The sequence below is a fragment of the Alteromonas sp. KUL49 genome (genome assembly GCF_006538345.1).
Taxonomy (GTDB): domain Bacteria; phylum Pseudomonadota; class Gammaproteobacteria; order Enterobacterales; family Alteromonadaceae; genus Alteromonas.
On the sequence record NZ_BJKL01000002.1, the window covers coordinates 123,161 to 148,139 of the forward strand.

The window sequence follows — 24,979 nt, forward strand, 5'->3', positions numbered from 1 at the left end:
GGTTTGTTTAACAATTAAGCCAACATGCTCAGTTACATAAAAAGTCCTTGTAGAGCCTTGCTTAATTGGGCATATTTGTAACTCCGGTTGTAAGGATATAGCCCAATCGTCGAAATATAATGATAAGGCAAACATTGCCAAAGGTGTTTAGGTGCGCTTAACCCAAGCTTGTTCTTTTTTTGTTGTCTGGCTTACTTTGATTGGAATTTTTCCCTCTCAAGCCAGCGCCATCGAAATAGCTGATCTTCAATTTACCAAACTCAGTAATGAGGATGGCTTGTCGAGCACCACTGTTTTAGACATCGTAGAAGACCACAACGGTTACATATGGCTGGCGACAATGAACGGCCTCAACCGATACTCAGGTTACGAAGTTAAGCAATACCATCCCTCAGATACTAATCCCAACTCACTTCCCAGTGGTTTTGTCTTTAAGTTGTTAGTGCATTCTAATGGTGACCTATGGGCCGCGACTAACGCTGGAATAGCACGATATCGTCCTGAGAGTGACGACTTCGAAATTATTGATACTAATAATTCAATTATAAAGTCTAATGCTATCTCAGCGGTAAACGAAGCCGTTAATGGTGACGTACTATTCGCCGATGACAAATTTGTGTATCGGTATTCTCTTGATGAAAATACCGTTGTTCAGAAGATAAGGGTTTTTGACTCAAACACATTTGTTAAGCACATATTCGATGAAACCTCTAGAACATGGGTGGGTTCCAAAACCCTCGGCGGAGCAATCATCAACAAAACTGATAATAAGGTAACATCACTAACTGACGTGAACTTTTGGGGTATATCACTTCCCGTATCTTCATTTCATGCTACCAAGGTTATAAAGGGTAATTACTGGCTTGCTACAGACCAAGGTATATATATTTTATCAGCGCAAGGCGCTGAAATAGCGCACATTAACGGTGAGTTCCTCAATTCCAGTTCATCAGTAGACGTGTTTTCTTTGGAAGAAGTGGATGGAAATGTATGGCTCGGAACGAACAATGGCCTCTACATCATCACTGATTCCATCGCCTCTCCGACCCAACTTACAAAAGACCACATAACGCACATTTCCAATACGAACTCAAGTGTATCAGAGGTCTATCAAAACGTTTTTCCCAGTATTCTTCACGACAGGAACGGGTCGGTTTGGCTGGGTTCTGTTCAAGGTGCTCTCCGTCACCATAAAGACTTTTCAACTGTGAGATATTATTCCAGTGAAAGCATCACTGAGGGAGAATCATCTTTCGCAACTATTTGGGGAATTAGTCAAAGTAGTGATGGGAATATTTATTTCGCCGCTCAACAAGAAGGCGTTGGTTTGTTTGAGAAATCGACGGGAAATATCAGTTACCTCGAGCAACGACCTACCTTACCAACTCACCTAACATATTGGGACTTAGCTATAGACAGCAAAGACAACTTTTGGGTTGCTAGTTCTGATGGTTTGCTCGTGTATAGAAAGACGGGTGGAGTACTAAACTTAGTTCACCACTACTTTAAAGGTGAGTTTATTGATTACATCCACCAAGGCAATGGTAAGACATGGGTATGGCTAGGAGATACAGGGTTAAATGCCGTCAATGAGAACCTTATCGGTGCCGAGGATTCCGTTGACGTATATGACTTGCAAGGCGATCACGAGATCGCTCTACCCATTTATTCTGACGAAGAAAATAGGTTGTGGCTTCGTAAAAACGATGGCCTCTCTATTTTCGACGTGAATACATCTCAAGTGATCGCGCATGTGGGTTCAGATCAAGGATTGAACTCTATGCCCTATAGTGTTTACGAAACAAGCGATGCTTATTGGGTGACCACTCGTTCGGACGGTGTTGTTCAGATGAACAAGACTACATTTGATATTGAGAATAAGCAGGTTAAAAGTGACAATTTTGGATACATTTACTCCTCGATAGGAATCGACAAAAATATTTGGTACGCAGACAATGGCGGAATACACCAAATATCGCTTCCGAGCTTGGAGAAGACGCTTTCGATTAGTAATCAACAGTTAGAATTCAATTCGTTAGGGGAAAGCGCAGTACTTATCACTAAAGAAAACGAAGTCTTTTTTGCCGGTAATAAAGGCTTTAATGCAATTGCGCAATCAAGTATCAATGACTCTGACAATAACGACGCTGTTACACTTGCCCCAGAACTCATAGAATTTAGTATATTTGGCACTCCATCTCAGAGTAGAAAGTCTTTGACTACTACGCAGGGCGCATTAGAAGAGAACTTTGTATACAGTACTCCTGTAACTTATATCGATGAAAAAACGCTTGAATACTTCGAGTCTCGCTTCAGTATTTCATTTGGCCTGTTAAACCCACACTACACTGATAATGTAACTTACAGGTACAGATTGATTGGGTTAGATAATGATTGGATTTATATAGGTACTAACAGAACAGCTCAGTTCAATAATGTTAGCTTTGGCAGTTACACGTTTGAAGTACAAGCTCGCGAAGCTGGTAAAGAATGGTCAGACAGTCGAGTGCTTGCAATCAATGTCAATCGCCCTCCTTGGTTACATAGTGTTGCTCTAGTATTTTATGCGTTGCTGGTAACTGTCGCTCTTGCATTCACAGTTCGTCAGTATCAAATCCGAAAGGCAAATCAGTTAGCGATTCGAGAATCTGAAGAACGATTAAAGCTCACACTTTGGAGCTCTGGCGACGAACTATGGGATTGGGACGTATATCGAGGGCAAGTTTACCGTGCAAATACTTGGGGAACGTTAGATTTTCCGCAAGACGACATCCGAACTACAGGGGCTTATGACGCTAATATCCACCCCAATGATTTACCTCGTGTGCAAAAAGCGCTTAAAGCCCACTTAGAAGGTAAGAACGAATTCTACGAGCTAGCGTATAGAGCCAAAACCTTCAAGAACCAGTGGATTTGGGTGCTCGATCGAGGAAAAGTTGTAGAGCGCGATCACAATCAACAGCCTGTACGAATGACAGGAACGCTAAAAAACATTCATCACCTCAAAGAAGCGGAAGAGCAACTTAACTTGTTTAAACGCTCAATCGAAAATATTTCAGAAGGTGTGTTTATCGCTAACACCCATTTCAAGTTTATCTCGGTTAACAATGCTTATTGCAGCTATACAGGCGAAACACGAGAGCAAGCACTAGCCACTTACATGCACTTTCATCTATATCCAGATGCATTTACCGAAGAAATTAAGAAGACGCTTAAAGCCAAAGGTAACTGGTTTGGTGAAGTTGAATCTGTCCGTTTAAATGGTGAGCGTTTTGAAATAGAACTCAATATCGATGCCGTGCATGATGACGATGGTAAAATTACTCATTTTGTAGGCGTTTTCTCAGATATTACTTCGCGTAAGAATACCGAGAAAGAACTACTCAAGTTGGCCAATACAGACCCACTTACCGAACTACCCAACCGTTCATTCTTCCAAGCTAGCCATCAAAATTTAGTTAGAAAATCGGCCTCACACGCCCTCCTGTGTTTGGACATGGACAACTTTAAGAAGATCAATGACTCGTTAGGCCACCAAACGGGCGATATTCTTATTAAACAAATCGCCAAGCGCTTACAACGAATCACAGGGCGAACAGCCACATGTTACCGTCTAGGCGGTGATGAATTTAGTGTACTCATTGAAGAGAATGCTGATGTTCACACGGTAACTCACTATGCTCAAGGTCTTTTAGATACCCTAGAGCGTCCTTTCATTATCAACAAACAAGAGTTTGTACTGGGCGCGAGTATAGGTATTGCCTTCTACCCCGACGATGGTACAACGCCGCAAGAAATGCTCAAAAACGCCGATACAGCGATGTATTTCGCAAAGAACAATGGCGGTAACAGCTATCAGTTCTTCAGTGGTGAGATGAATCAAAATGCCGTTCGTCAGTTGCAGATCGAAAACCTCATTAGGCAGGGTATAAAAGACGATTTATTCACCGTGTACTATCAACCAAAGGTAGACATCGCATCTGGCAAGTTAGTCAGTATGGAAGCATTGGTTCGTTTTGAACATCCACAAAAAGGTATAGTAAGTCCCGGGCAATTTATTCCGCTAGCGGAGCAAACTGGTCAAATCATAGAAATTGGTGAACAAGTACTCAGAAAAGCATGTGCCGACACTAAACGTTGGGTTAACAGCGGCTTGTTCAGTGGTCGCGTTGCAGTGAACATATCAGCCAAACAGTTCGAATTGCCTGATCTGGATGATAGGATTAATCGAATCCTAAACGAAGTTGGATTATCTCCCCTGCATCTCGAATGTGAAATCACCGAAGGTACTTTGATGGAGAACCCAGAAAACGGCCTTGAGATGATGGGTCGTTTGCGCGAGCGCGGCATCCACCTAGCCCTAGATGACTTCGGTACAGGGTATTCTTCCCTAGCCTACTTGAAGCGCTTCCCGCTTAATACGCTTAAGATTGACAAAGCCTTTATCGATGACATTGCAAACAGTAGCGTAGACCGACACATGGCTGCGGCAATCATCAATATAGCCCACAACCTCGGACTGAAGGTTGTTGCTGAAGGTGTTGAAGATGAGAAACAATTGAACATTTTACGACGTTACGATTGCGAGATGCTTCAAGGATTTTTATACAGTCGCCCATTGAATGCAGAGCGATTTGAAAAGCTGCTAACAGAGAATCAACAACTCCATAACTTGTTAGGTCATTCAAATATATGACTATTTTTTGGCGTTTCACGGTTAAACTAAAGGCTATATAGTCAAAAGGCTAAAAATTGCCGCCAAAAACTCCTCAAAACCACAATAAAAACATATAAAACAATAACTTAAAAGACTGGCACGGTCTTAGCATTATCCTCGATGCCAATATTCAACATGAAGGTTGGCTTTGTTTGTTTGTTCAAAAATCAGAGGAAAATTATAATGTTAAAAGAATATGCTGTTGCTCTAGTACTCTCGACTGCTACACCTGTTGCTGCTGATAAGCAAGAAGGTGCTAACAAAGCTCCAGAAACTCAAAAAGAAGCTACGACGCAGGTTGAGAACTACCGTCCAAGAACTGGTAACGGTTACGGTATTGGCTTCTAAACATTAGATGGCGATATTCAAAAAAAGAGAGCACTTGCTCTCTTTTTTTATACCTGAGGACTTTCTGTAACTGCTTATGCGGCGATATAGAGGTTGTTGAACCCTACCGCTTTGCGCCACTGTATATGCCTAGCGATACTGAACAATGGCAGTACCGTAGGACCCATTAGTAATCCAATCATTGCCCACCTTTTCGCAGGCATAGCCCACTTTATCGCTTCAACGAAGAAGAACATACAGCACACAAGATTTAGCACGACAAATGCAACTAACATAATGAATACCTATACAACGCGGTAAGTTATTGAGTAAGAACGCCAATGTATTGACAGTTCAAATATTAATCGACGTGAATTGTACCTAAAAACGGTCAATAAACCAGCAATAATAGCCATTAGACACAAAAAAACCGGGCTAAGCCCGGTTTTTAATATTTTAGTAACATTTTAGTAAAATGTTTTTCCAGATTCAGCCATAGAAACTAGTACTGATGCAGGGGCATATTTATCACCTACTTCAGATTCATACTGTTTAAGCTTGCTAACCACCGTATCGATACCCACGGTATCCATATAACGGAAAGGACCTCCAAGGAAAGGTGGGAAGCCGATGCCGAAGATAGCACCAATATCACCATCTCTTGCACTTCTAATGACGCCTTCATCTAAACAGCGAGCGGCTTCATTTAGCATCATATATACACAACGTTCAGCCACGTCCTTTTCACTGAGTGAAGATGAAGGTGCCAATCCAAGTAATGTGTATATAGACTCATCGACTTCTTTTCCGGGCTTCTTACCTTCGTAAGAGTAGAACCCTTTACCGTTTTTCTTCCCTTTACGATCGTCTGCTAATACTTTGTCAAAAGCAGAAGGTGCTGTGAAACGCTCTCCAAAAGCTTCTACCAAGAAAGGAATAATTTTTGTGCCTACATCAATACCCACTTCATCAAGAAGCTTCACAGGCCCCACAGGGAAGCCAAATTTAACTAAGGCTTTATCGATATGATCAATGGGTTCACCCGCAAGAATCAAGTTTGCAGCCTCGTTCATGTAAGGCGCTAGTATACGATTAACATAAAAGCCTGCGCCGTCTTTCACTACGACTGGCGTTTTACCCTGCTTCTTGGCAAATTCAACGGTTGAAGAAATAACCTCATCAGAAGTCTTCTCGTGAGCGATAACTTCTGCCAATGGCATTTTGTCAACCGGCGAGAAATAGTGAAGCCCGATTACATTTTCTGGGCGAGCTGCTTTTTCTGCGATTTGGGTAATTGGAATCGAAGACGTGTTTGACGCAAAAATCGTCGATGATTGACAGTTTTCTTCAACGTCTGCAACCATACGCTGTTTCAATCCAAGGTCTTCAAACACAGCCTCTACAACAATATCTGCATCCTGGAAACCGCGATAATCCAGGGTACCGGTGAGTAGTGCTAGCTGTTTTTGCATTTCACTGGTACGCATAAAGCGCTTTTTCACTTTCTTATTTAGAATGTCGTAGCTGTACTTAATGGCATTAGAAATTCCCTCTGGGCGAACATCTTTTATTCGTACAGGGACTTTAGCCTTAGTCGCAGTAACAAAGGCAATACCACCACCCATTAAACCACCACCAAGAACACCAACTTTATTGGCTTTGACTGGCTCTACACCCTCGACACCGGTCTCTTTTTTCATTTCTGTAGTAGCAAAAAAGATCTGACGTAACTGGAATGATTCCGGGGTCATTACAAGCTTACCAAAGGCTTCCGCCTCTGCTTTCAAACCTGCTTTAACACCTTTCGACATACCCGTTTCAATCACGTCAATGATCATACCTGGAGACGGATAGTTTCCTTTGGTTTTAGCAAAAGTTGCTTCACGCGCTTTCTTGAAAAGAAGGTTGCGTCCTGGTCCTGTTGTTTCGAGAACCTTGTTAACCAATCCTTTTTGAGGCGCTTGACGCTTAGGTTTGGCTTTTAGCGCAAACTTTTCGGCAACTTTCACAAGCACACTCAACGGAACTACGTCATCAACAATGCCGTACTTCTTCGCTTGCTTTGCACGCGCTGGAGCACCCGTGAGCATCATTTTCATCGCTTGCTGAATGCCAATGAGTCTTGGCAAACGCTGAGTACCACCGCTCCCTGGTAACAAGCCCAACTGAACTTCTGGAAGCCCTAGCTGTGTGCTAGACGAATCGGTACAAACGCGGTAGTGGCATGCGAGTGCTAATTCCAAACCGCCACCCAGTGCTGGGCCATGTATAGCTGCTACAAAGGTTGCTTTCATATTTTCGATGCGATCGAAAATAGCTTGGCCGCCCGCAGCTATGGTTGTCGCGTCTTCGGCGGTTTTACATGCAGCCAACATTGAAATGTCGGCACCAGCAACAAACGAACTGGGTTTACCGCTAGTGAGAACTACCCCTTTGATTGATGAGTCGCCCTCGATATCGTCAAGCATAGAGGAAATTTCATCACCAAACTCAGCTTTCAATGTGTTCATGCTTTCACCTGGAACATCCATTGAAAGTATAGCAACACTATTGTCTTGTTTAGTCAGGGTAAATGCGCTTTTTGTTTCTATTTCAGTAGTCATCTTTTTATCCTGGCTCATTTATTCCGTTTCTACGATCATCGCAGCGCCCAAGCCACCCGCAGCACATGCAGTAAGAAGGCCAGTTCCGCCGCCACGTCGATTAAGTTCGTGAAGCATTTGAGTGATCATACGTGTACCAGTAGCAGCAAATGGGTGACCATAAGCAATTGAGCTTCCCATCACGTTAAACTTATCCATATCTATTTCACCAATCGCCTTATCACGACCGAGCTTTTCTTTGGCAAATTTATCACTGGCAAACATCTTAACGTTTGACAATGTTTGCGCAGCAAACGCCTCGTGCATTTCTATTAATGTAAGGTCGTTTAGTGACATTCCGGCGCGATCCAGCGCAATTGGTGTTGCATAAGACGGCCCCATGAGCATGTCTTCCCACACATCAATGGCTGAGAATGCATAACTTTTGATGTAACCCAGAGGCTTATATCCGAGCTCTTTCGCTCTACTCTCAGTCATCATTAACACTGCAGACGCACCGTCGGTCAGAGGTGTTGCGTTAGCTGCGGTAACCGAGCCGTATTTTTTGTCAAATACTGGACGAAGCTTTGCGTAACCCTCTAATTTTGAATCAAAACGTACGTTGTTGTCTCTTTCTAGTGCAATTTTGTACGGTTCTGGGTAGGCCGTCATTACCTCTTCAGACAACTTACCAGATTCCCAACTTTCAGCCGCAAGGGTATGTGAGCGATGAGCTAGCGCATCTTGCTCTTCTCGGGTGATACCATGAGACTTTGCCATTTGCTCAGCAGTTTGTCCCATCGACAAACCTGTCGAGTACTCTGCTACCGCTGGAGGTACTGGAAGTAAATCTTTTAAACCAAGCTTTTTCAGTACATTCCACTTCTGACCCAGTGTTTTGGTTTTTTGCAAATCAACCAACGCGCGAGCAAGCTTTTTTGATACACCGATTGGCGATACTGACGTAGAATCTGCGCCGCCAGCAACACCCACCTGAACGACACCGGCCATCATACTCTCTGCAACGTTTACCGCGGATTGGAAGCTAGTTGCGCATGCTCGCGACACGCTGTATGCATCAGTGTGCACATTCATCCCCGTTCCAAGAACAATTTCACGGGCAATATTTGGCGCTTCAGGCATCTGTACTACTTGGCCGTAAACGAGTTGGTCTACCCACTCTTTTTGTACGCCATTTCTAACAAGAAGCTCGTTAACGACCATCTTACCTAAGTCTACGGCAGGCACGCCGTGAAAATTTGTTGCCATTTTCGCGAACGGAGTACGTAATCCTGCAACAATAGCGATGCGATCACCCTCACGGGTAGTAACAGATTGTTTTGTAGCCATAATGCACCTGATTTTGAGACCAACACAAAGTGGTCTGACCTGTAATAAGATAGATTTTTACAAACAATGAACAAAATAGCAAATAATCATCAATATCACCGCTCTGCATACCGAGTAACGCCACCAAAAACGCTAAGATTCTTATTCTGTCGATAAAATACGTAATTTTAACGACTTGAAGATGACAGAATGGAACCCTATATGTGATTTGTAGTCTTTATTGAACCTAGCTTCTTTTCGTAGGCGCGTTGTACTTTGATACACATCCCCGCTTGTTATTAACAATAGAGCGGATTATTCTCACGCCTAAATCGTTGAGCTAGTAAACGTCCGTCGACGGAATAACAAAAATAAACAGGATATCTCCACTATGGCAGCTGAGCAGTTTCAACAATTGCATCAATACCTAGATACTCAGATCATCGGTCAACACGAACTCACAAAGAGTTTATTGATTGCGCTCCTTGCTGATGGTCACTTATTGGTTGAAGGTCCTCCTGGGCTAGCAAAAACTCGTGCCATTAACGCACTTGCCGATGGAATCACAGGTGATTTCCATCGCGTGCAATTTACACCTGATTTATTACCAGCAGATTTAACAGGTACAGATATTTATCGCCCCGAAACTGGAGAGTTTGTTTTCCAAAAAGGTCCCTTATTCCACAACCTTGTGTTGGCTGATGAAATAAACCGTGCTCCCGCTAAAGTGCAATCGGCCTTGTTAGAGGCAATGGCTGAACATCAGATAACTGTGGGCAGTAAAACGTACAAACTTCCCGAACTGTTCTTGGTAATGGCAACGCAAAACCCGCTGGAGCAAGAAGGTACTTATCCCCTGCCAGAAGCGCAGTTAGACCGCTTCTTGATGCATGTTTCTATCGACTATCCGGGGGCTGATACTGAACTTGCGATTCTTCAACTCACCCGTGGCGAAGCATTAAATACTGAAAAAGTTGAACCGCCTCAGCTGTCCCAAGAGGATATTTTTGCAGCTCGTAAAGACGCGTTGAGTCTGCACATGGCACCAGAGCTTGAGCACTACCTGGTGCAGCTAATTATGGCAACTCGACAACCAGAAAAATTTGACGCACAACTTGGTGTCTGGATAGCAATGGGTACAAGCCCTCGCGCTACTATTAGTTTAGATCGTTGTGCTCGCGCTCACGCTTGGTTAAGCGGCCGAGACTTTGTAGGCCCAGACGATATTCAAGCCGTGGTACATAACGTACTTCGCCACAGAATTATCCTGTCTTATCAGGCTGAAGCTGAAGGCGTCACTGTTGATGACGCGTTGAATAAAATTGTTTCAGTGGTAGCTGTTCCGTAACTCTATGCAATCTGTTAGCGAACAACTTGAGTTACTCCATTCTGACGGTGTTAATCTGAATAGTGCTGAACTACTGCGGTATCAGCAACTCGCCAAGTTAATGGACCTCACACCAAAACGGACGCCACAAGCGCGCCTTGCGGGTAGTTACTTGACTCGACACAAAGGTCGGGGCATGGAGTTCGATGAAGCGAGGCATTATCAGCCTGGCGATGACATTCGGGCTATTGACTGGCGAGTCACTGCACGAACGGGAAAAACTCACACAAAGGTTTACCGAGAAGAACGGGAGCGACCTGTTTTTATTTTTTGTGATTTTCTTCCATCGATGCATTTTGGAACCCAATTGCTGACTAAATCAGTACAAGCGGCTCATGTGAGTGCACTACTTAGTTGGTCCGCCGCGGATCGAGGTGACAAGGTTGGTGCACTAATTTTCAGCCAAGAAAAGCACAAAGAGTGCAAACCCGTGTCGAGAAAGCGCGCAGTACTTAACTTGTGCCACGCAATGACGGATGTTCATCAGTCAAACACTTCAGACATTCATAACGAAGCTCTCAGTAGAGAAATATTTGCAGACAGCTGTGCAAGAGCAAGGCGTCTAGCTAGGCCCGGTAGTCTCGTATATCTCGTGTCAGATTTTCAACACCTCAGCAATATGGCGTTGCAACACTTGGGTCAGATGTCGAGACACTGTGAAGTCAGAGCCATTATAGTGAACGATCCCATGGAGCACAGCTTGCCATCTTCTTCCCAAGTGCAATATGTGAATGTGTCTGACGGCACAGAACAACAGCCTTGGGTGTTGGGCGACTCTAAAGAGCAAGCCGATTACGAGCAATGGCGTGCGACACAAAACGACAATATCGAAAGTCAACTCAAAAAGTGCGGTTTGCTGAGATATCACCTATCCGCTGGCATACCACTCGACAGCCAGCTGCAGGGCATTCAGAGGGAGAAGGTGTAATGCAAGCAACCTCACCTGCACCCAGTAACCCTCTTGATCAGCTAAAAGATATCCACGTACCCGATGGAGTAAATAGCTGGCCGCTCGATTGGGGATGGTGGTGCCTTGGCGGCATTGTGATTCTTGTAATAGTAGTCACTGTATGGTGGCTAATGAGACGTTATAGATTTAACAAAGCCAGAAGAGAAGCTCTCACCTACCTAGCAGAAATAACAGGCGCAGAAACGAATTGGCCGATGCTGATAAACACCGGTTTAAAGCGCACAGCTATGAGTTATTTTCAAACAGAGGATATAGCAAAACTCAGTGGTAAACCTTGGGTCGAGTTTTTAACTTCTCGACTCGATGTTGCAACATCATCTGAAGTGACACCCGGCTTAACTACGCTGCAGGAACAATTGTATATTCCAGCACCTAACCAGTCCCACTTTGCTCAATGTCATCAAAGTGCCTTGGTGTGGATTAAAAGTGCCGATTTGAAAGACATTAAGCCCAATACGAGCGGTAATAAAGTAAGGGGGCAGTATGCTTGAGTTCGCCTGGTGGTGGGTGTTTTTTGCGCTTCCACTCCCTATTATCATTAGACTGATTTTACCGAGTAAAAACGTTGCAAATATGGCCTCGCTGCGTGTCCCTGTGCTGCGCCCTTCTGTTTCGACTCCATCGACACTCCCGAGTAAAACACTGCTAAAAAGCGTCGTGCCGACTATTATCTGGTGTCTTTTAGTGTTGGCTGCGGCAAGACCTCAATGGCTGGGCGAGCCCATCAGTATCCCCAATGAAGGGAGAGAAATGATTCTCGCGGTGGATTTATCTGGCAGTATGAAAATTGATGACATGGAGCTTAGAGGTCGTCAGGTTAATCGTCTCACCATGACAAAAGCAGTACTTTATGAGTTTATTCAGCGTCGCGTCGGTGATCGACTTGGTCTTATTTTGTTTGCAGACACCGCCTATGTTCAAGCGCCACTGACTTACGATAGAAATACCGTATCCACACTGCTGAATGAAGCTGTAATCGGGTTAGTAGGTGAACAAACAGCGATTGGCGACGCCATTGGTTTGGCGACAAAACGGTTCAGCGAAAAAGAAGACTCAAACAATGTGCTGATTTTGCTTACGGACGGTCAAAATACCGCAGGCAATATCACGCCAGAGCAAGCCAAAGAACTTGCTATGAGTAAAGATATTACCGTTTACACTATAGGGGTCGGTGCAGACCAAATGTTGGTTCGCAGTTTCTTTGGGAGCCGACAAATCAATCCCTCACAAGAGCTTGATGAAGACATGCTCAGAGATATTGCCGAATCTACTGGAGGCAGATATTTCCGCGCCCGAGATGTCAGTGAGTTAGAACAGATTTATAGCACTCTCGATGCGCTTGAGCCCATTGAGGGCGAAACACAAAAAATGCGACCACTTTCATCCCTATTTTATTACCCACTCGCATTGGCACTTGCACTGTCTTTGCTTCTGGTATTTTCAAAATTGCTCGTCATGATGTTTAAAGGCTACACAAAATCCACTAGATCCGGTATTCAACAAGGATCGAAACAGTGATAGATACGCTAATCAACAACTTTCACTTTCTTCGCCCTGAATGGTTTTGGGCATTGATACCTGTTGCCATTGCCTACGTGTGGTTGAAAGTTAGCGGTCGGACATTTTCCGGCTGGCAATCGGTGATTCCGCCACACTTGTATCAACATATGGTAAAAGGAAAACTGGAGAGCAACAGTAAACCTCCTTTTGGGCTATTGGCCTTCGCATGGGTAGTGACTACCTTCGCACTCGCGGGTCCAACATGGGAAAGACTACCTCAGCCTGTGTACCAAATTAAGCAAGGGCATGTGGTGGTTATTGATATGTCACTGTCTATGCGCGCAACTGACGTGACTCCCGACCGTCTGACTCGAGCAAAATACAAAGCCATTGATCTTGTGAATGCGATTGGTGAGGGTGAAATGGGATTGGTGGCCTATGCAGGCGACTCTTTTGTCATTAGCCCGCTCACTCAAGACGCAAGCAATATAACAACGCTGCTCCCTAGCCTGTCGCCGGAAATAATGCCAGTACCAGGTAGTGATCCTTTACTTGGCATAGAAAGCGCGGCTACCTTACTCACTAATGCTGGTTATCAAAAAGGAAACATATATTGGATTACTGATGGCATCGAAATTGAGCAGCAGAGTGAGCTTCAAGAGTATGTCACAGGACTGCCATTTACTGTAAACCTTCTCGCCGTTGGCACTGCCGAAGGCGCACCTATCAGACAAGTTAACGGTGAACTACTCAAGAGTAATACGGGCGCAATCGTTGTACCTACAATGAACCCATCTCGTCTGAGAGGTATCGCTAGCTCAGGTAGCGGTCAATTTTCTACGCTCACCCCTGATGACAGCGATATTAACTCGCTTCTGCGGTCATCACTTTTGGATAGAGAAAACGAACAAAACGAGACAGAAGACAACAATCAAGGTGACGCTTGGGAAGAGGTTGGGCCTTATTTACTGCTCATCTTGTTACCCATTGTCGCCTATGGATTTCGCAAAGGCTTGGTGTTTAGCCTAGCTTTTGTGGTTAACGCTTCAATTTTATTTAGCTTTATTGGTGGCGGAATTCCTCACGCGCATGCGCAGGTCTCTGCCAACAATAACGCAGAGCAAGTGGCATCTAGCCCGGTGGTTTCGATGTGGAAGAAGCCCTTTCTCAATCGGGATCAAGAAGGGTTAGAGAACTACGACGCTGAAAACTACTCCACCGCTGCAAGTACCTTTGATGACCCTGCATGGCAAGGAAGTGCACATTACAGAGCGGGAGACTATGAAGCAGCGCTAAACGCCTACTCGCAACTAGATACAATCGATGGACTCTACAACCAAGGTAACGCGCTTGCACAACTCGGGCAGTTTGAGGAGGCGATTGAACGTTACCAAGAAGTGCTCGAGTTAGATAACAATCATCAGGATGCTGCTGCTAACAAAGCCTTACTGGAGCAATTACAGTCAGAACAAGATAATCAAAATCAAGACTCTGGCGAAAACAGTGAGCAACAAAATCAGGACTCTGACAATAATCAAAGCGATGAATCTAATAGTGATTCTCAACAAGAACAGTCGTCAGAAAATAACGACTCCCAGAGCGACAACAGTCAAGTTCAGCAGCCAGAGTCTGAATCTCAGAATGACAGCGAGCAAAACCAAAACAACGAGCAGTCTGAGCAATCTCAACCTTCCCAGAGCGAAGAAGATTCTCAACAAGGCGAATCGGAACAAGAGCAAGAACAAGCTCAATCACAGAATGAAGAGGACAATGAAGACAACGTTGAAGAGCAACCCGCTTCAGCACAAGCATCACCTGAAGAACTCACTGATGAGCAAAGAGAACAACAGCAGCGTATGGAAAATCTAATGCGCCGCGTACCCGACGACCCAGCATTTCTACTAAAAAGAAAAATGCAACTTGAAGCACAAAAAAGACAGCGTCAGCGCATGCCAGCCAACCGGAGTGAGTGGTAAATGACAAGAAATCTTACCTCTATATTGTTTGTTTTCAGTCTACTAGTTTCCCAAGTAGTACGTGCGGATGTAGATTCGGTTGAAGCGAGCATTAGTGCTAACCCAGTCATGGTTGACGAAGCAATACGCCTCACAATTGTGGCCCGTGGAGACGCGAATAATAATGCTTTCGACAGCAGCCCCCTAATGCAAGATTTTGTCGTTGGAAGAACAAAAGTAAGTAGCCAAACCTCAATAGTCAATTTTTCTACCAGTCAAACTACAACGTGGACAACAACGCTTTTCCCAAGAAAAGAAGGAACCTTTGTTATCCCCGCGTTTACCATCGAAGGTAAGCAAACCCAACCTATTCGCGTCCGTGTAGTTCCAGTAGATAACAATCAAGGTCAGGCAAGGAAGTATTACGTCACCACCGAAGTCAACCACACTGAAGCCTATTTGAACCAGCAGTTGCTATACACCGTTAAACTGCACTTGGCGAGTAACATTGAGCGCGGAAGCTTACAAGCCCCGGAGATGCCAAATGCAGAAATCGCGCAGATTGGAGAGGATAAACAATACACGGATATCATCAATGGTCAGCGATATCAGATTATTGAGAGAAACTTTGCAGTTATCCCTCAAGCCTCCGGCGAATTTATTATCCGCGGCCCGGTATTTGGCGGGGAAGTTTTAGCTGCAAACACTAACCAGCGTTTCGGCTTATTTAACCAAACGGAAGAAATTAGTCGTGTCGGTCCGGACATTACCGTGAATATCAAACCTATTCCTCAAGGGATAGACTATGATTGGTTGCCTTCAGAGCTTGTACGCATTGATGAAGAATGGCCGCAAGGCGAGAACTTTATTGTTGGCGAACCCATCACCCGTGCAATAACGCTTACCGCTGTAGGCATAACAGAGGCAGTGCTGCCTGAAATCCCGAGCTTTTATCCACCGCACTTTAAGCTTTATCCAGACCAGTCAAATACAGCAAGTGTGGAGAGAGACAACACGCTGATTGCCCAACGACAATCGAGTCTGGCGATTATTCCCACACAGGAAGGCAGTTTCGTACTTCCAGAAATCACCGTTCCTTGGTTCAATACTGCAACGGGTAAGACTGAATACGCTTCGCTCCCGCCACGCACAGTTTCGGTGAGCCCTGCGCAAGCACAATCGCTAACTGAAACGACGGTACCGAGTACGACGCTACCTAATAACGTCGACCCTGCAGCTCCGTCGCCCACTCAAGTCGAAAAGACTGGCGAGACAGGTGCACCGTTGTTCTGGATTTATGTTGCTATTGGCGCACTACTGCTCTGGGTTGCTACCTTGGTCGTGTTGATAGTGGTTATTAAACGCAATAAACCGCATGTTGTAAGTACTTCGGCAAAAGCTCCGTCAACTGAGCATCAACTCAGTGAGTCAGAGTCGTTCAAATACCTAATAACCTGCATCAAGCAAAATAATGCTCAGCGGGCCTCGCAGGCAGCTACCGATTGGTTGAGGCACTTTTCGCCTCAGTCTACAGGACCTCTGCGCTTTGCGGCATTTGCCGAGACTAGCGAGGTGCAACCATTGTTCGACGAATTCATGGGCAGCAAGTATGGCAATGGTAAGTTGTCCTCTTCCTCTCAACTGCTGTCTACCTTGAAACAAGCGCGCAAGCAATGGCTTGAACAAACGAAATCAAACAAGGGAAGTCGGCTATCACAGTTGTACCCCAACTAATGTTGAATAAACAATCCTACGTAAAATTGATGGGATGAGTTAAGCTTTCACTACATAAATAGCATTTTAAAACTTCTAAAATCATCGTTAATGTTCAATACGTTAGCGATGAGATAGAAATTTTATACAAATTTTTTGGATTTTTTATGTTTGCGCGAAATAGATCTGGCTCTGATCGGGTCTTATCTGACATGAAAGCAAAACAAAAAAGATACGAAGCGTTAGTTCACGCGTTTCATGCCGACATCTACCGATATGCATATTGGCTAGTCAAAGACAAAGCCATCGCTGAGGATATAGTGCAAGAAACCTTCTTGCGCGCATGGCGTTCACTCGACGCGTTGAAAGACGAAAATGCAGCCAAGCCCTGGTTGATAACCATTTTACGTCGGGAAAACGCTCGCCGTTTTGAACGTAAACAGCTTGAAACCGTAGATATTGACGACGTATCACTTCACGATGACACACAAGTTGCTGAGGGGGATGTACAAGACAGAGACCTACATCGTCTTCTAGGACAACTCAGTGTGGAATACAGAGAACCCTTGGTATTGCAACTCATTATGGGTTTTAGTGGTGAAGAGATTGCACAACAACTTAATTTGAACAAGAACACGGTTATGACAAGGCTTTTCCGCGCGAGAAACCAATTAAAAGAGGCGCTATCGCAACAAAATGAAATTAGAGGTCGCCACAATGGATGAATTAGAATTTCGACGCCGTATCTATGCAGATCCAAACACGACTGACAGTGATGTTATTGAAGCGGCAAAAAACAATGAAAAATTGAGAGCGTTTTGGAATGAACAGAAGGCGCTCGACAACCAGTTGAAACAAGTGCTAAACGTGTCAGTTCCTGACGATTTAGCACACAAGTTAATATGGCAACAGTCTGCTAATGATCTGGCACGCCATAAACATAAAACACCATGGTACATCGGCCTTGCTGCTTCAGTAGCATTCGTTATGGGCGTAGGTGTGATGAGTTGGGTAAACAAACCAGTGAGCTTGGATGTACACGCGCTTGCACACATGCAGTATGCGCAGACAGAACAAGCACATTCGCCACTGCCAGTAGACTTAGCGCAAGTTAACGCCAAACTAGCGAGTTTCGGTGCTGAATTCACTGGCATGATCGGTGATGTTCAAGTGGCCAATTATTGTCACTTGAACATGGTAAGGAGTCTTCATTTAATTATGGACACGCCCGAAGGAAAAATGTCGGTATTTATTGTTCCTCAGCGAAATGATGTAGATATTCCAGATTCATTTAGCGATACCCTTTATCGTGGCGAAAGCATGAGAATGCAACGAGCAAATGTATTGGTTGTGGGTGACAAAGCGTCGGATCTCTCAGAAGTAAAACAACTTATTTCTGAACGAATGCAATTTTCGGCGTAAGCCACACTCTCCTCCGTTTGCGGCCTGTAGTGGCCGCTTTTTTTTGCCTGTAGTTAGAGAGTCACACGTAATCCTGTTAGCATGTAATAAAAAATAACAAGGAAACGCAATGGCGACAGGTACACTCATTTCTCTAGCGCTTTATTTTATAGCTATGCTAGGTATCGGCGTATTTGCCTACAGGCAAACAAACACTAACGTTGAAGGCTTCATGTTGGGCGGAAGACAACTGAGTCCATCAGTAACAGCATTGTCTGCAGGTGCATCGGACATGAGTGGTTGGATGCTAATGGGGCTTCCCGGTGCGATGTACTTATCAGGTATTTCAGCCGCATGGATTGCAATTGGTCTGACCTTGGGTGCATTAGCAAACTATCTTCTGGTTGCACCGCGGCTTAGGGTGTATACAGAAGTCGCAAACAACTCTATTACCCTACCCGATTACTTTGAAAATCGATTCAACGATAAAAGTCGCTCATTGCGCATCATTGCATCCGTTGTGATTGTTATCTTCTTTACGCTTTATACGTCTTCGGGAGTTGTCGCCGGAGGTAAACTGTTTGAAACATCTTTCTCACTCAACTACGAGTTAGGATTGTATATCACCGCGGGTGTTGTAGTGAGCTACACCTTAATTGGCGGCTTCATGGCTGTAAGCATGACTGACTTTGTTCAGGGCTGCATTATGTTTGTGTCGTTGATTCTCGTGCCAGCAGTCGTAGTGAGTGAACTCGGCGGTTTAGACAATGCTTTTACTGCTATAAATCAAATTAACCCTAACCTTTTACACGGGTTTGTTGATGCGAGTACCGGAGCCTCATTGAGCTTTATTGGCATAATTTCACTTATGTCTTGGGGATTGGGATACTTTGGTCAACCTCATATCATTGTGCGCTTTATGGCTATTAGAAAGGTTCAGGATATCCCAACCGCTCGTAACATTGGTATGGGGTGGATGGTCATATCACTTATTGGTGCACTTACAACTGGCTTGTTTGGGCTAGCTTATGTTACTGCCCAAGGTGCGACCATAGATCCCGAGACCATATACCTTCACTTGTCTCAAGTGTTATTCAATCCATTTATTGGTGGATTTTTACTTGCCGCTATTCTCGCGGCAATCATGAGTACGATTTCGTCTCAATTACTCGTGACATCAAGTTCATTAACGAGCGATTTTTATCAGGCTTTCATCAACAGAAATGCGACAGATAAAGAGCTAGTTATTGCAGGCCGTGGCAGTGTTGTATTAGTCGCTATCTTAGCGGTGTATTTAGCTCACGATAGAGACAGTTCAATCTTATCTCTAGTCAGTAATGCTTGGGCTGGCTTCGGTGCAGCATTTGGACCACTGGTGCTGTTTAGTCTGTTTAAGCGCGACATGAGCCGTATCGCCGCATTAGGAGGGATTATTGTTGGTGCCTCTACCGTTTTACTATGGATATATTTGCCAATCACCATTAATGGCCAATCACTGAGTGGTTGGATGTACGAAATTGTTCCAGGGTTTGTATTATCGAGTGTCACGATAATACTACTCAGCAAGCTAAGTCCACCAGACAGTGAATCTGCCGCCCTTCACGATACCTTTACAGCAGTATTCAACAATAAATAACAAACACTTAAGGGAGTCGAACTGAGATTTCGACTCCTGACCCACTTGCCTAATCTTTACTGTCTACAATTTAACCTTTTTGCGACAGAGGCTGCTTGATATCTGAGCAAAACGACGTATGCTTAATGCATCAGCGAAGTTTGCGGTTAACTACCGTCGAATAGGGAACGCAGTGTGAAAAGTGGTAGTGATATCAGAATATTAATTGTCGATGATGTGTCTGAGAACATTCAGGTGGCAATGAATATTCTCAAAGAGGAAAGTTATAGCTTCTCGTTTGCAACAGACGGGCAAGAGGCATTAAACCTGATCAACGCCGAGTCATTCGATCTTATCTTACTCGACATTATGATGCCCAAAATTAACGGGTTTGACGTGTGTCGAGCAATAAAATCCACACCCACTACCAAAGAAACTCCTGTTATTTTTTTAACGGCTAAAGCCGACGCAGACTCCATCGCAGAAGGATTTGAAGTTGGCGGCGTCGATTATATTGTTAAGCCGTTTCACGCCAATGAATTGCTGTCTCGAGTACGAACCCATGTTGAGCTGGCGCTCTCTCGTCAAGCGCTCAAGCAACGGGCAGAAACCATTGAGAAAAAAGCCCGACTCCAAGCGATTCGTCTAGCCAACGAGGTCGAAAATGCACAGATCGAAATGATTTATGTGCTTCTCGAGATAATGGAATCTACGTCTGACGAGACGGGTCAACATATCAGAAGAGTTGCCGAAACGAGTCGTCTATTGGCCAGTTATGTTCCCTCGCTTTCAGAGGAAGACGTTAATACCATATTCTTAGCCTCCCCCATGCATGACATCGGTAAAATCACCATTTCAAAGGACATCTTGCACAAACCTGGCAAACTGTCTCCTGCTGAAATGAGTGAAATGCGACAGCATGCTCACCGGGGTTTCGAAATGTTGAACCATTCAAAACGAAGACTGACGACAGCAGCGTCGATTATAGCCCGCGAGCATCATGAAAAATGGGACGGTAGCGGCTATCCGAGAGGCTTGAAAGGTGAAGAAATTCATATATTTGGCAGAATTGTTGCCCTAGCTGATGTCTTTGACGCACTCACACACAAACGCCAGTACAAGGAAGCGTGGCCCGTTGACGACGCTGTAGATTACATCAAAGCGCACAGCGGAACTCATTTTGACCCTACACTCGTAGGTATATTTATCGATCATTTACCGGAATTTCTCAAAATATTAAATCCTTAGCATGAATATCAGGCTTTTTTTAACGCTGCTGGTATGTTATTTGTTGTCGAGTTCCCTGAATGCAACTCCTCTCATTGAGTTGACCAAGGAGGAACAGGAATGGTTAGCGTCTCATACAAAAATTCGCGTAGGAGGGAGTCTTGACTGGACGCCCTTCAACTTTGTGGATGAACAAGGACAATACAGTGGTATAGCCAATGACTATTTAAGCCTAGTGTCAAAATATACTGGTTTAGAGTATGAGGTTATTACCGATACTTGGGACAATAATTTACAACGTATTCAACAAGGTAGACTCGATGTTCTACCTGCGGTGTATATCACCGACGAGCGAAAAACTTATCTACACTTCTCTCCCCCTTACTTCGAGGCGCTCGACTACTTTTTTATTCATCAAGACGTTAGCGCCAACACTTTTGAAGATCTAGATGGTAAGCGCCTAGCAATGCCCAAAGGGTATGCCCATCGAGAAATTATCGAAGCTCACTTTCCAGATATCATTTTGGTAGACGCTGAAACCTTTGGTGACGCGATTGATATGGTACTTGAGCGAGAAGCCGACATTTTATTTGATACCTATGGTGCGCTTATCTACACACTGGAAATTGAGGGTATCAGTACCATAAAGCCGTTTAAGTCTACCCGGCATCTGGGCAAAAACCCCATTCATTTTGCAACGTCCAAAGCTCATCCTCTACTTGCAAGTATTATTAAAAAGGGGCTCGATGCCATCAGCGAAGCCGAGCGACGAGCCATCTACAACAAGTGGTTTCAAACCTCGGGGACTTCTGCACCTAAAACTAATAGCGAGCAAGGTAATTTACTTGCGTTGACTGACGACGAAAAAGCATGGCTAAAACAACACCCAGTAATTAATGTGGCGGGTGACTATGCATGGGCTCCCTTTGAGTTTAGAAATGAGCAAGGTCTTCATGATGGACTGGGGCACGATCTTCTCGAGAGAATATCCCTATTAACTGGTGCCAAATTTCACTTTACGACTGACGTATGGGAAAAGTCACTGCAAGAGGTCAAAGACAAAGAAAAGGATCTTCTCGTAGCCGCTTTTAAAACAGAAGACAGAGAAGAATACTTACTCTTCACTAACCCGTACGTAAGTGCACTAAATTACTTCTTTATCCGATCAGATATCGACGCTGATACGATTGAGGATCTATCCGGTAAAACACTAGCAATCATTATAAATAGTGCCCGAGAAGAAGAAATAGGCGCTCTAATCCCTAACATCAATACTGTTTATGTTGAGTCACCCGAACAAGCCATTGCTTATGTTTCTGAAGGTAGAGCTGATTTCCTCTATGACTCTCATGCGGTCATAAACTATCTATTAACGCAAAACAACGTTACCAATGTTGAAGCGTTCAAAACCATTCCAAACTCACCAGTCAACAATCTCCATATTGCGGTCAGAGACGACTACGAGCCTTTGGTGGGTATTCTCAACAAGGCTTTAGTCCACTTAGAAAATACCGATATGCAAAGTATCATGGACAGGTGGCTCATAAATAAGCGTGACGGACAAAGCTCGCAGAGTATTACCTTGTCCGAAGCAGAAAAAGAATGGCTTAACCGAAATACCTCATTCACTATTGTAGGCGACCCATTATGGATGCCTTTCGAGGGCTTGGATGAAAACAATAACCATGTGGGTATTATTCAGGATTATCTGGATATTTTTTCGGAAGCATTAAACGTAGAATTTTCCTATATACCAACCGACAGTTGGCAAGAAAGTGAACGACAAGTTATCGGTGGAAATGTGGACATGGTCGCGGCCTTCCCCGATTACAAACCCTTTGGTAAGTTAGTCTTCACTGACAGTTATATCAATACACCTATTGTGTTTGTTACGCAGAATGAAAACAAATACATCGAGAATATTAGCCAAGTATTAAGTAAACGCATTACGCTACTGAGCGACTATCCAAGTACCAAAAACTTAACGCTTCAGTATCCCAACAAGCACTTTTATTTCGTTGATACACCGGAGCAAGGCTTAGATGATTTATCGTCGGGCAAAACGGATATATTCATAGGTTCTTTGGCACAAGTTAACTATCATATTGCAGAGAACGGTTACTCTGGCCTACGAGTGGTTGGAAAGACAGATTACAACCTTGCGATTAGCTTCGCTGTGCAGCCTGAACACGCACCTTTGATCCCTCTGTTAAATCGCGTTTTAGACAACATTCCCACAGCGACAAAACAAGACATACTCGACCATTGGGGCAACTCAGAACCGATCGTAAAAACAGATTACAAACTTATCTTTTTCATCACATTAATCGCCATATTAATCATCTCTTTTGTTTTTATTTGGAATCGAAGATTACAACTTGAAATAGCACTGAGAAGCGAAACAGAACAGTCACTCATCCAAAGCGAGAAAAACCTCTCTGTGGTGATAAACAACATACCTGTGATTGTTTACGTTGTTGATTTGAAAACCAACAAACTATTGATGGCTAACCACAATGCCATCAGCACACTCAAGCTAAACGAGAATGAAATAACTTCGCTGGATGCATCATTGATTTACTCAGGTACACAAATAGACATCAATGAGCAGCAACTTGAAATATCCACACTCGCTGGCGAAAAGATAGACGGACTCTTGTCGATAATTCCAATTAGGTTTCACGGAGAAACTGCGCTTCTACACATTGCGGTAAACCTCAACGAAAGAATCGCCATGGAGCGGGCACTAGAGGAAGCGAAGAACAATGCAGTAAGTGCCAACAAAGCTAAATCTGAATTTCTCGCTAATATGAGCCACGAAATTCGCACACCGATGAATGCAATCATTGGTTTCACTGAACTGTTACACGAGCAAGTCAAAGACAACAAACTTCGTTCGTTTGTCAAAACCATCAAGTCAGCTGGCAACTCGCTGCTTATGCTGATTAACGATATTCTCGACCTTTCCAAAATAGAGGCGGGTAAGCTATCGATTAACAAAGAAGTATGCAACCCGCACAACATCTTTGAGGATATCAGTAACATTTTTACCATGAACGTCCGCAGTAAAGGGCTAGACTTTTTGCTTCAAGTTGATGAAAAGATACCTCATGCCCTTCTACTCGATTCAACGCGGATACGGCAAATTTTATTTAATCTAGTAGGCAATGCGGTAAAATTTACGGATGAGGGTATTGTTACCCTACAAGCCACTGCACTCAATGAAGACGAAATACACAGTAAAGTCGATTTACGTATTGACGTAAAAGACACTGGTATCGGTATTGACGAGGACAAAGTTACCCAGATATTCGACAGTTTTCAGCAGCAAGAAGGTCAAAGTGTACGCAAGTATGGCGGTACTGGACTCGGACTAACTATAAGTAAGCGCCTGACAGAACTTATGGACGGCACAATTTCGGTGTCGAGTGAGCTTGGTAAAGGTTCATGCTTTTCTGTGTATTTGCACGGCGTCGATATAGCGTCCATCGAGGAGCCTCGCTCGAACTCTGGCAACGAACCAACAACAGCAAAATCCACAACGTTTACGCCGGGGTCGGTGCTGATTGTTGATGATGTTGCAGACAACCGAGACTTGCTGGTAGAGATATTTAATGGATTAAATTTCGAGTGTAAACAGGCGAGCAACGGTTTGGAAGCCGTAGCACAAACGCAGGATCACCAGTTCGATATCATTATCATGGACATTCGTATGCCAGAGATGGATGGCTATCAAGCGGCGAACATCATCAAATCGAGTAGCCCAAATATCCCCATTGTTGCGCTTACCGCATCAGTGATGCGAGATGACTATGAACGCCAAAGACGGGAAAACTTTTCCGGTTACCTGAGAAAGCCAATTTTACAGCAAGAACTCATCGAAGAATTGAAGAAACATCTTCCCTATAAAGAGGAAGATATACTCGAAGAGGATAACGAGGCATTTACAGACGTCACGGCTCCTTTCAGAAAAATCCTCATCGATGAGTACTTACCACTATGTGAGGCGCTGAAACAAAGCAACAACCTTGGAGCAATCACAACATTTGCCAACGACCTGATTCTCAAAGCTGACGAGTACGGCATCGAGAGCGTTAGAACCTTCGCACAAGAGCTTGTCAGTGCCACAGAGATATTTGACATTGTATCTATAAAGAAAGCCCTTTCCGAGTTTTCGTCGTTATGTAAAAGCTAGTATTTACCACGCTTGCTGCCAATATTTTCAGCCCTTATGCTTCAAAAGCATTACATTTATA

Annotated in this window: 16 protein-coding genes; 13 read left to right on the forward strand and 3 right to left on the reverse strand. The window is 44.1% G+C overall.

Features of this window, described 5'->3' with window-relative positions; genetic code table 11:
• The first annotated feature begins 151 nt into the window (after positions 1–151).
• Complete coding sequence (locus EYS00_RS03800; RefSeq protein WP_130635239.1) at positions 152–4,696, forward strand: EAL domain-containing protein; 4,545 nt, start codon at positions 152–154, stop codon at positions 4,694–4,696.
• A 204-nt stretch (positions 4,697–4,900) separates the two neighbouring features.
• Positions 4,901–5,065 (forward strand): hypothetical protein, encoded by a 165-nt coding sequence (locus tag EYS00_RS20490; protein WP_165399296.1) that lies wholly within the window; start codon positions 4,901–4,903, stop codon positions 5,063–5,065.
• 74 nt (positions 5,066–5,139) lie between these two features.
• Here EYS00_RS20490 and EYS00_RS03805 read toward each other — a convergent pair whose 3' ends face one another.
• The 3 genes from EYS00_RS03805 to fadI all read right to left on the reverse strand — a co-directional run bounded on the left by EYS00_RS03805 (position 5,140) and on the right by fadI (position 8,976).
• A complete protein-coding gene (locus EYS00_RS03805; RefSeq protein WP_130635240.1) occupies positions 5,140–5,340 on the reverse strand; it encodes a hypothetical protein in 201 nt (66 codons plus the stop codon).
• Between the two features lie 171 nt (positions 5,341–5,511).
• Complete coding sequence (gene fadJ, locus EYS00_RS03810) at positions 5,512–7,647, reverse strand: fatty acid oxidation complex subunit alpha FadJ (protein WP_130635241.1); 2,136 nt, start codon at positions 7,645–7,647, stop codon at positions 5,512–5,514.
• A gap of 18 nt (positions 7,648–7,665) precedes the next feature.
• Positions 7,666–8,976: an acetyl-CoA C-acyltransferase FadI gene (fadI, locus tag EYS00_RS03815; protein WP_130635242.1), complete on the reverse strand. Its 1,311-nt coding sequence runs from the start codon at positions 8,974–8,976 to the stop codon at positions 7,666–7,668.
• A 370-nt stretch (positions 8,977–9,346) separates the two neighbouring features.
• On the opposite strand from fadI, the gene EYS00_RS03820 reads away from it, so the two are divergent.
• The 11 genes from EYS00_RS03820 to EYS00_RS03870 all read left to right on the forward strand — a co-directional run bounded on the left by EYS00_RS03820 (position 9,347) and on the right by EYS00_RS03870 (position 24,918).
• Entirely contained in the window at positions 9,347–10,303 is a 957-nt protein-coding gene (locus EYS00_RS03820) for a MoxR family ATPase (RefSeq protein WP_130635243.1), read from the forward strand.
• Between the two features lie 4 nt (positions 10,304–10,307).
• Positions 10,308–11,270, forward strand: a complete 963-nt coding sequence (locus tag EYS00_RS03825) for a DUF58 domain-containing protein (protein WP_130635244.1) — start codon at positions 10,308–10,310, stop codon at positions 11,268–11,270.
• A complete protein-coding gene (locus EYS00_RS03830) occupies positions 11,270–11,803 on the forward strand; it encodes a DUF4381 domain-containing protein (protein ID WP_165399297.1) in 534 nt (177 codons plus the stop codon). The genes EYS00_RS03825 and EYS00_RS03830 overlap by 1 nt, the downstream gene beginning before the upstream one ends.
• Positions 11,796–12,830 carry a VWA domain-containing protein gene (locus EYS00_RS03835; protein WP_130635246.1) on the forward strand — a complete coding sequence of 345 codons (1,035 nt, stop codon included), beginning with the start codon at positions 11,796–11,798 and terminating at the stop codon, positions 12,828–12,830. Before EYS00_RS03830 ends, EYS00_RS03835 begins: the two co-directional genes overlap by 8 nt.
• Entirely contained in the window at positions 12,827–14,788 is a 1,962-nt protein-coding gene (locus EYS00_RS03840; RefSeq protein WP_165399298.1) for a VWA domain-containing protein, read from the forward strand. The genes EYS00_RS03835 and EYS00_RS03840 overlap by 4 nt, the downstream gene beginning before the upstream one ends.
• Positions 14,789–16,501 carry a BatD family protein gene (locus EYS00_RS03845; protein ID WP_130635247.1) on the forward strand — a complete coding sequence of 571 codons (1,713 nt, stop codon included), beginning with the start codon at positions 14,789–14,791 and terminating at the stop codon, positions 16,499–16,501.
• A gap of 146 nt (positions 16,502–16,647) precedes the next feature.
• Entirely contained in the window at positions 16,648–17,205 is a 558-nt protein-coding gene (locus EYS00_RS03850) for a sigma-70 family RNA polymerase sigma factor (protein WP_130635248.1), read from the forward strand.
• On the forward strand, positions 17,198–17,902 hold the full coding sequence (locus tag EYS00_RS03855; protein WP_130635249.1) for a DUF3379 family protein: 705 nt from the start codon (positions 17,198–17,200) through the stop codon (positions 17,900–17,902). The genes EYS00_RS03850 and EYS00_RS03855 overlap by 8 nt, the downstream gene beginning before the upstream one ends.
• A 109-nt stretch (positions 17,903–18,011) precedes the next feature.
• On the forward strand, positions 18,012–19,517 hold the full coding sequence (putP, locus tag EYS00_RS03860) for a sodium/proline symporter PutP (RefSeq protein WP_130635250.1): 1,506 nt from the start codon (positions 18,012–18,014) through the stop codon (positions 19,515–19,517).
• A 174-nt stretch (positions 19,518–19,691) separates the two neighbouring features.
• On the forward strand, positions 19,692–20,744 hold the full coding sequence (locus tag EYS00_RS03865; protein WP_242618641.1) for an HD domain-containing phosphohydrolase: 1,053 nt from the start codon (positions 19,692–19,694) through the stop codon (positions 20,742–20,744).
• Between the two features lie 43 nt (positions 20,745–20,787).
• Positions 20,788–24,918, forward strand: coding sequence for a transporter substrate-binding domain-containing protein (locus tag EYS00_RS03870; RefSeq protein ID WP_165399299.1), 4,131 nt, complete (start codon positions 20,788–20,790; stop codon positions 24,916–24,918).
• The last annotated feature ends 61 nt before the right edge of the window (positions 24,919–24,979 follow it).

Coding starts and splice junctions, on each gene's coding strand:
- EYS00_RS03820 (WP_130635243.1), top strand. CDS start 9,347: ATGGCAGCTGAGCAGTTTCAACAATTGCATCAATACCTAGATACTCAG.
- EYS00_RS03835 (WP_130635246.1), top strand. CDS start 11,796: ATGCTTGAGTTCGCCTGGTGGTGGGTGTTTTTTGCGCTTCCACTCCCT.
- EYS00_RS03845 (WP_130635247.1), top strand. CDS start 14,789: ATGACAAGAAATCTTACCTCTATATTGTTTGTTTTCAGTCTACTAGTT.
- EYS00_RS03805 (WP_130635240.1), bottom strand. CDS start 5,340: ATGTTAGTTGCATTTGTCGTGCTAAATCTTGTGTGCTGTATGTTCTTC.
- putP (WP_130635250.1), top strand. CDS start 18,012: ATGGCGACAGGTACACTCATTTCTCTAGCGCTTTATTTTATAGCTATG.
- fadJ (WP_130635241.1), bottom strand. CDS start 7,647: ATGACTACTGAAATAGAAACAAAAAGCGCATTTACCCTGACTAAACAA.
- EYS00_RS03825 (WP_130635244.1), top strand. CDS start 10,308: ATGCAATCTGTTAGCGAACAACTTGAGTTACTCCATTCTGACGGTGTT.
- EYS00_RS20490 (WP_165399296.1), top strand. CDS start 4,901: ATGTTAAAAGAATATGCTGTTGCTCTAGTACTCTCGACTGCTACACCT.
- EYS00_RS03855 (WP_130635249.1), top strand. CDS start 17,198: ATGGATGAATTAGAATTTCGACGCCGTATCTATGCAGATCCAAACACG.
- fadI (WP_130635242.1), bottom strand. CDS start 8,976: ATGGCTACAAAACAATCTGTTACTACCCGTGAGGGTGATCGCATCGCT.
- EYS00_RS03830 (WP_165399297.1), top strand. CDS start 11,270: ATGCAAGCAACCTCACCTGCACCCAGTAACCCTCTTGATCAGCTAAAA.
- EYS00_RS03850 (WP_130635248.1), top strand. CDS start 16,648: ATGTTTGCGCGAAATAGATCTGGCTCTGATCGGGTCTTATCTGACATG.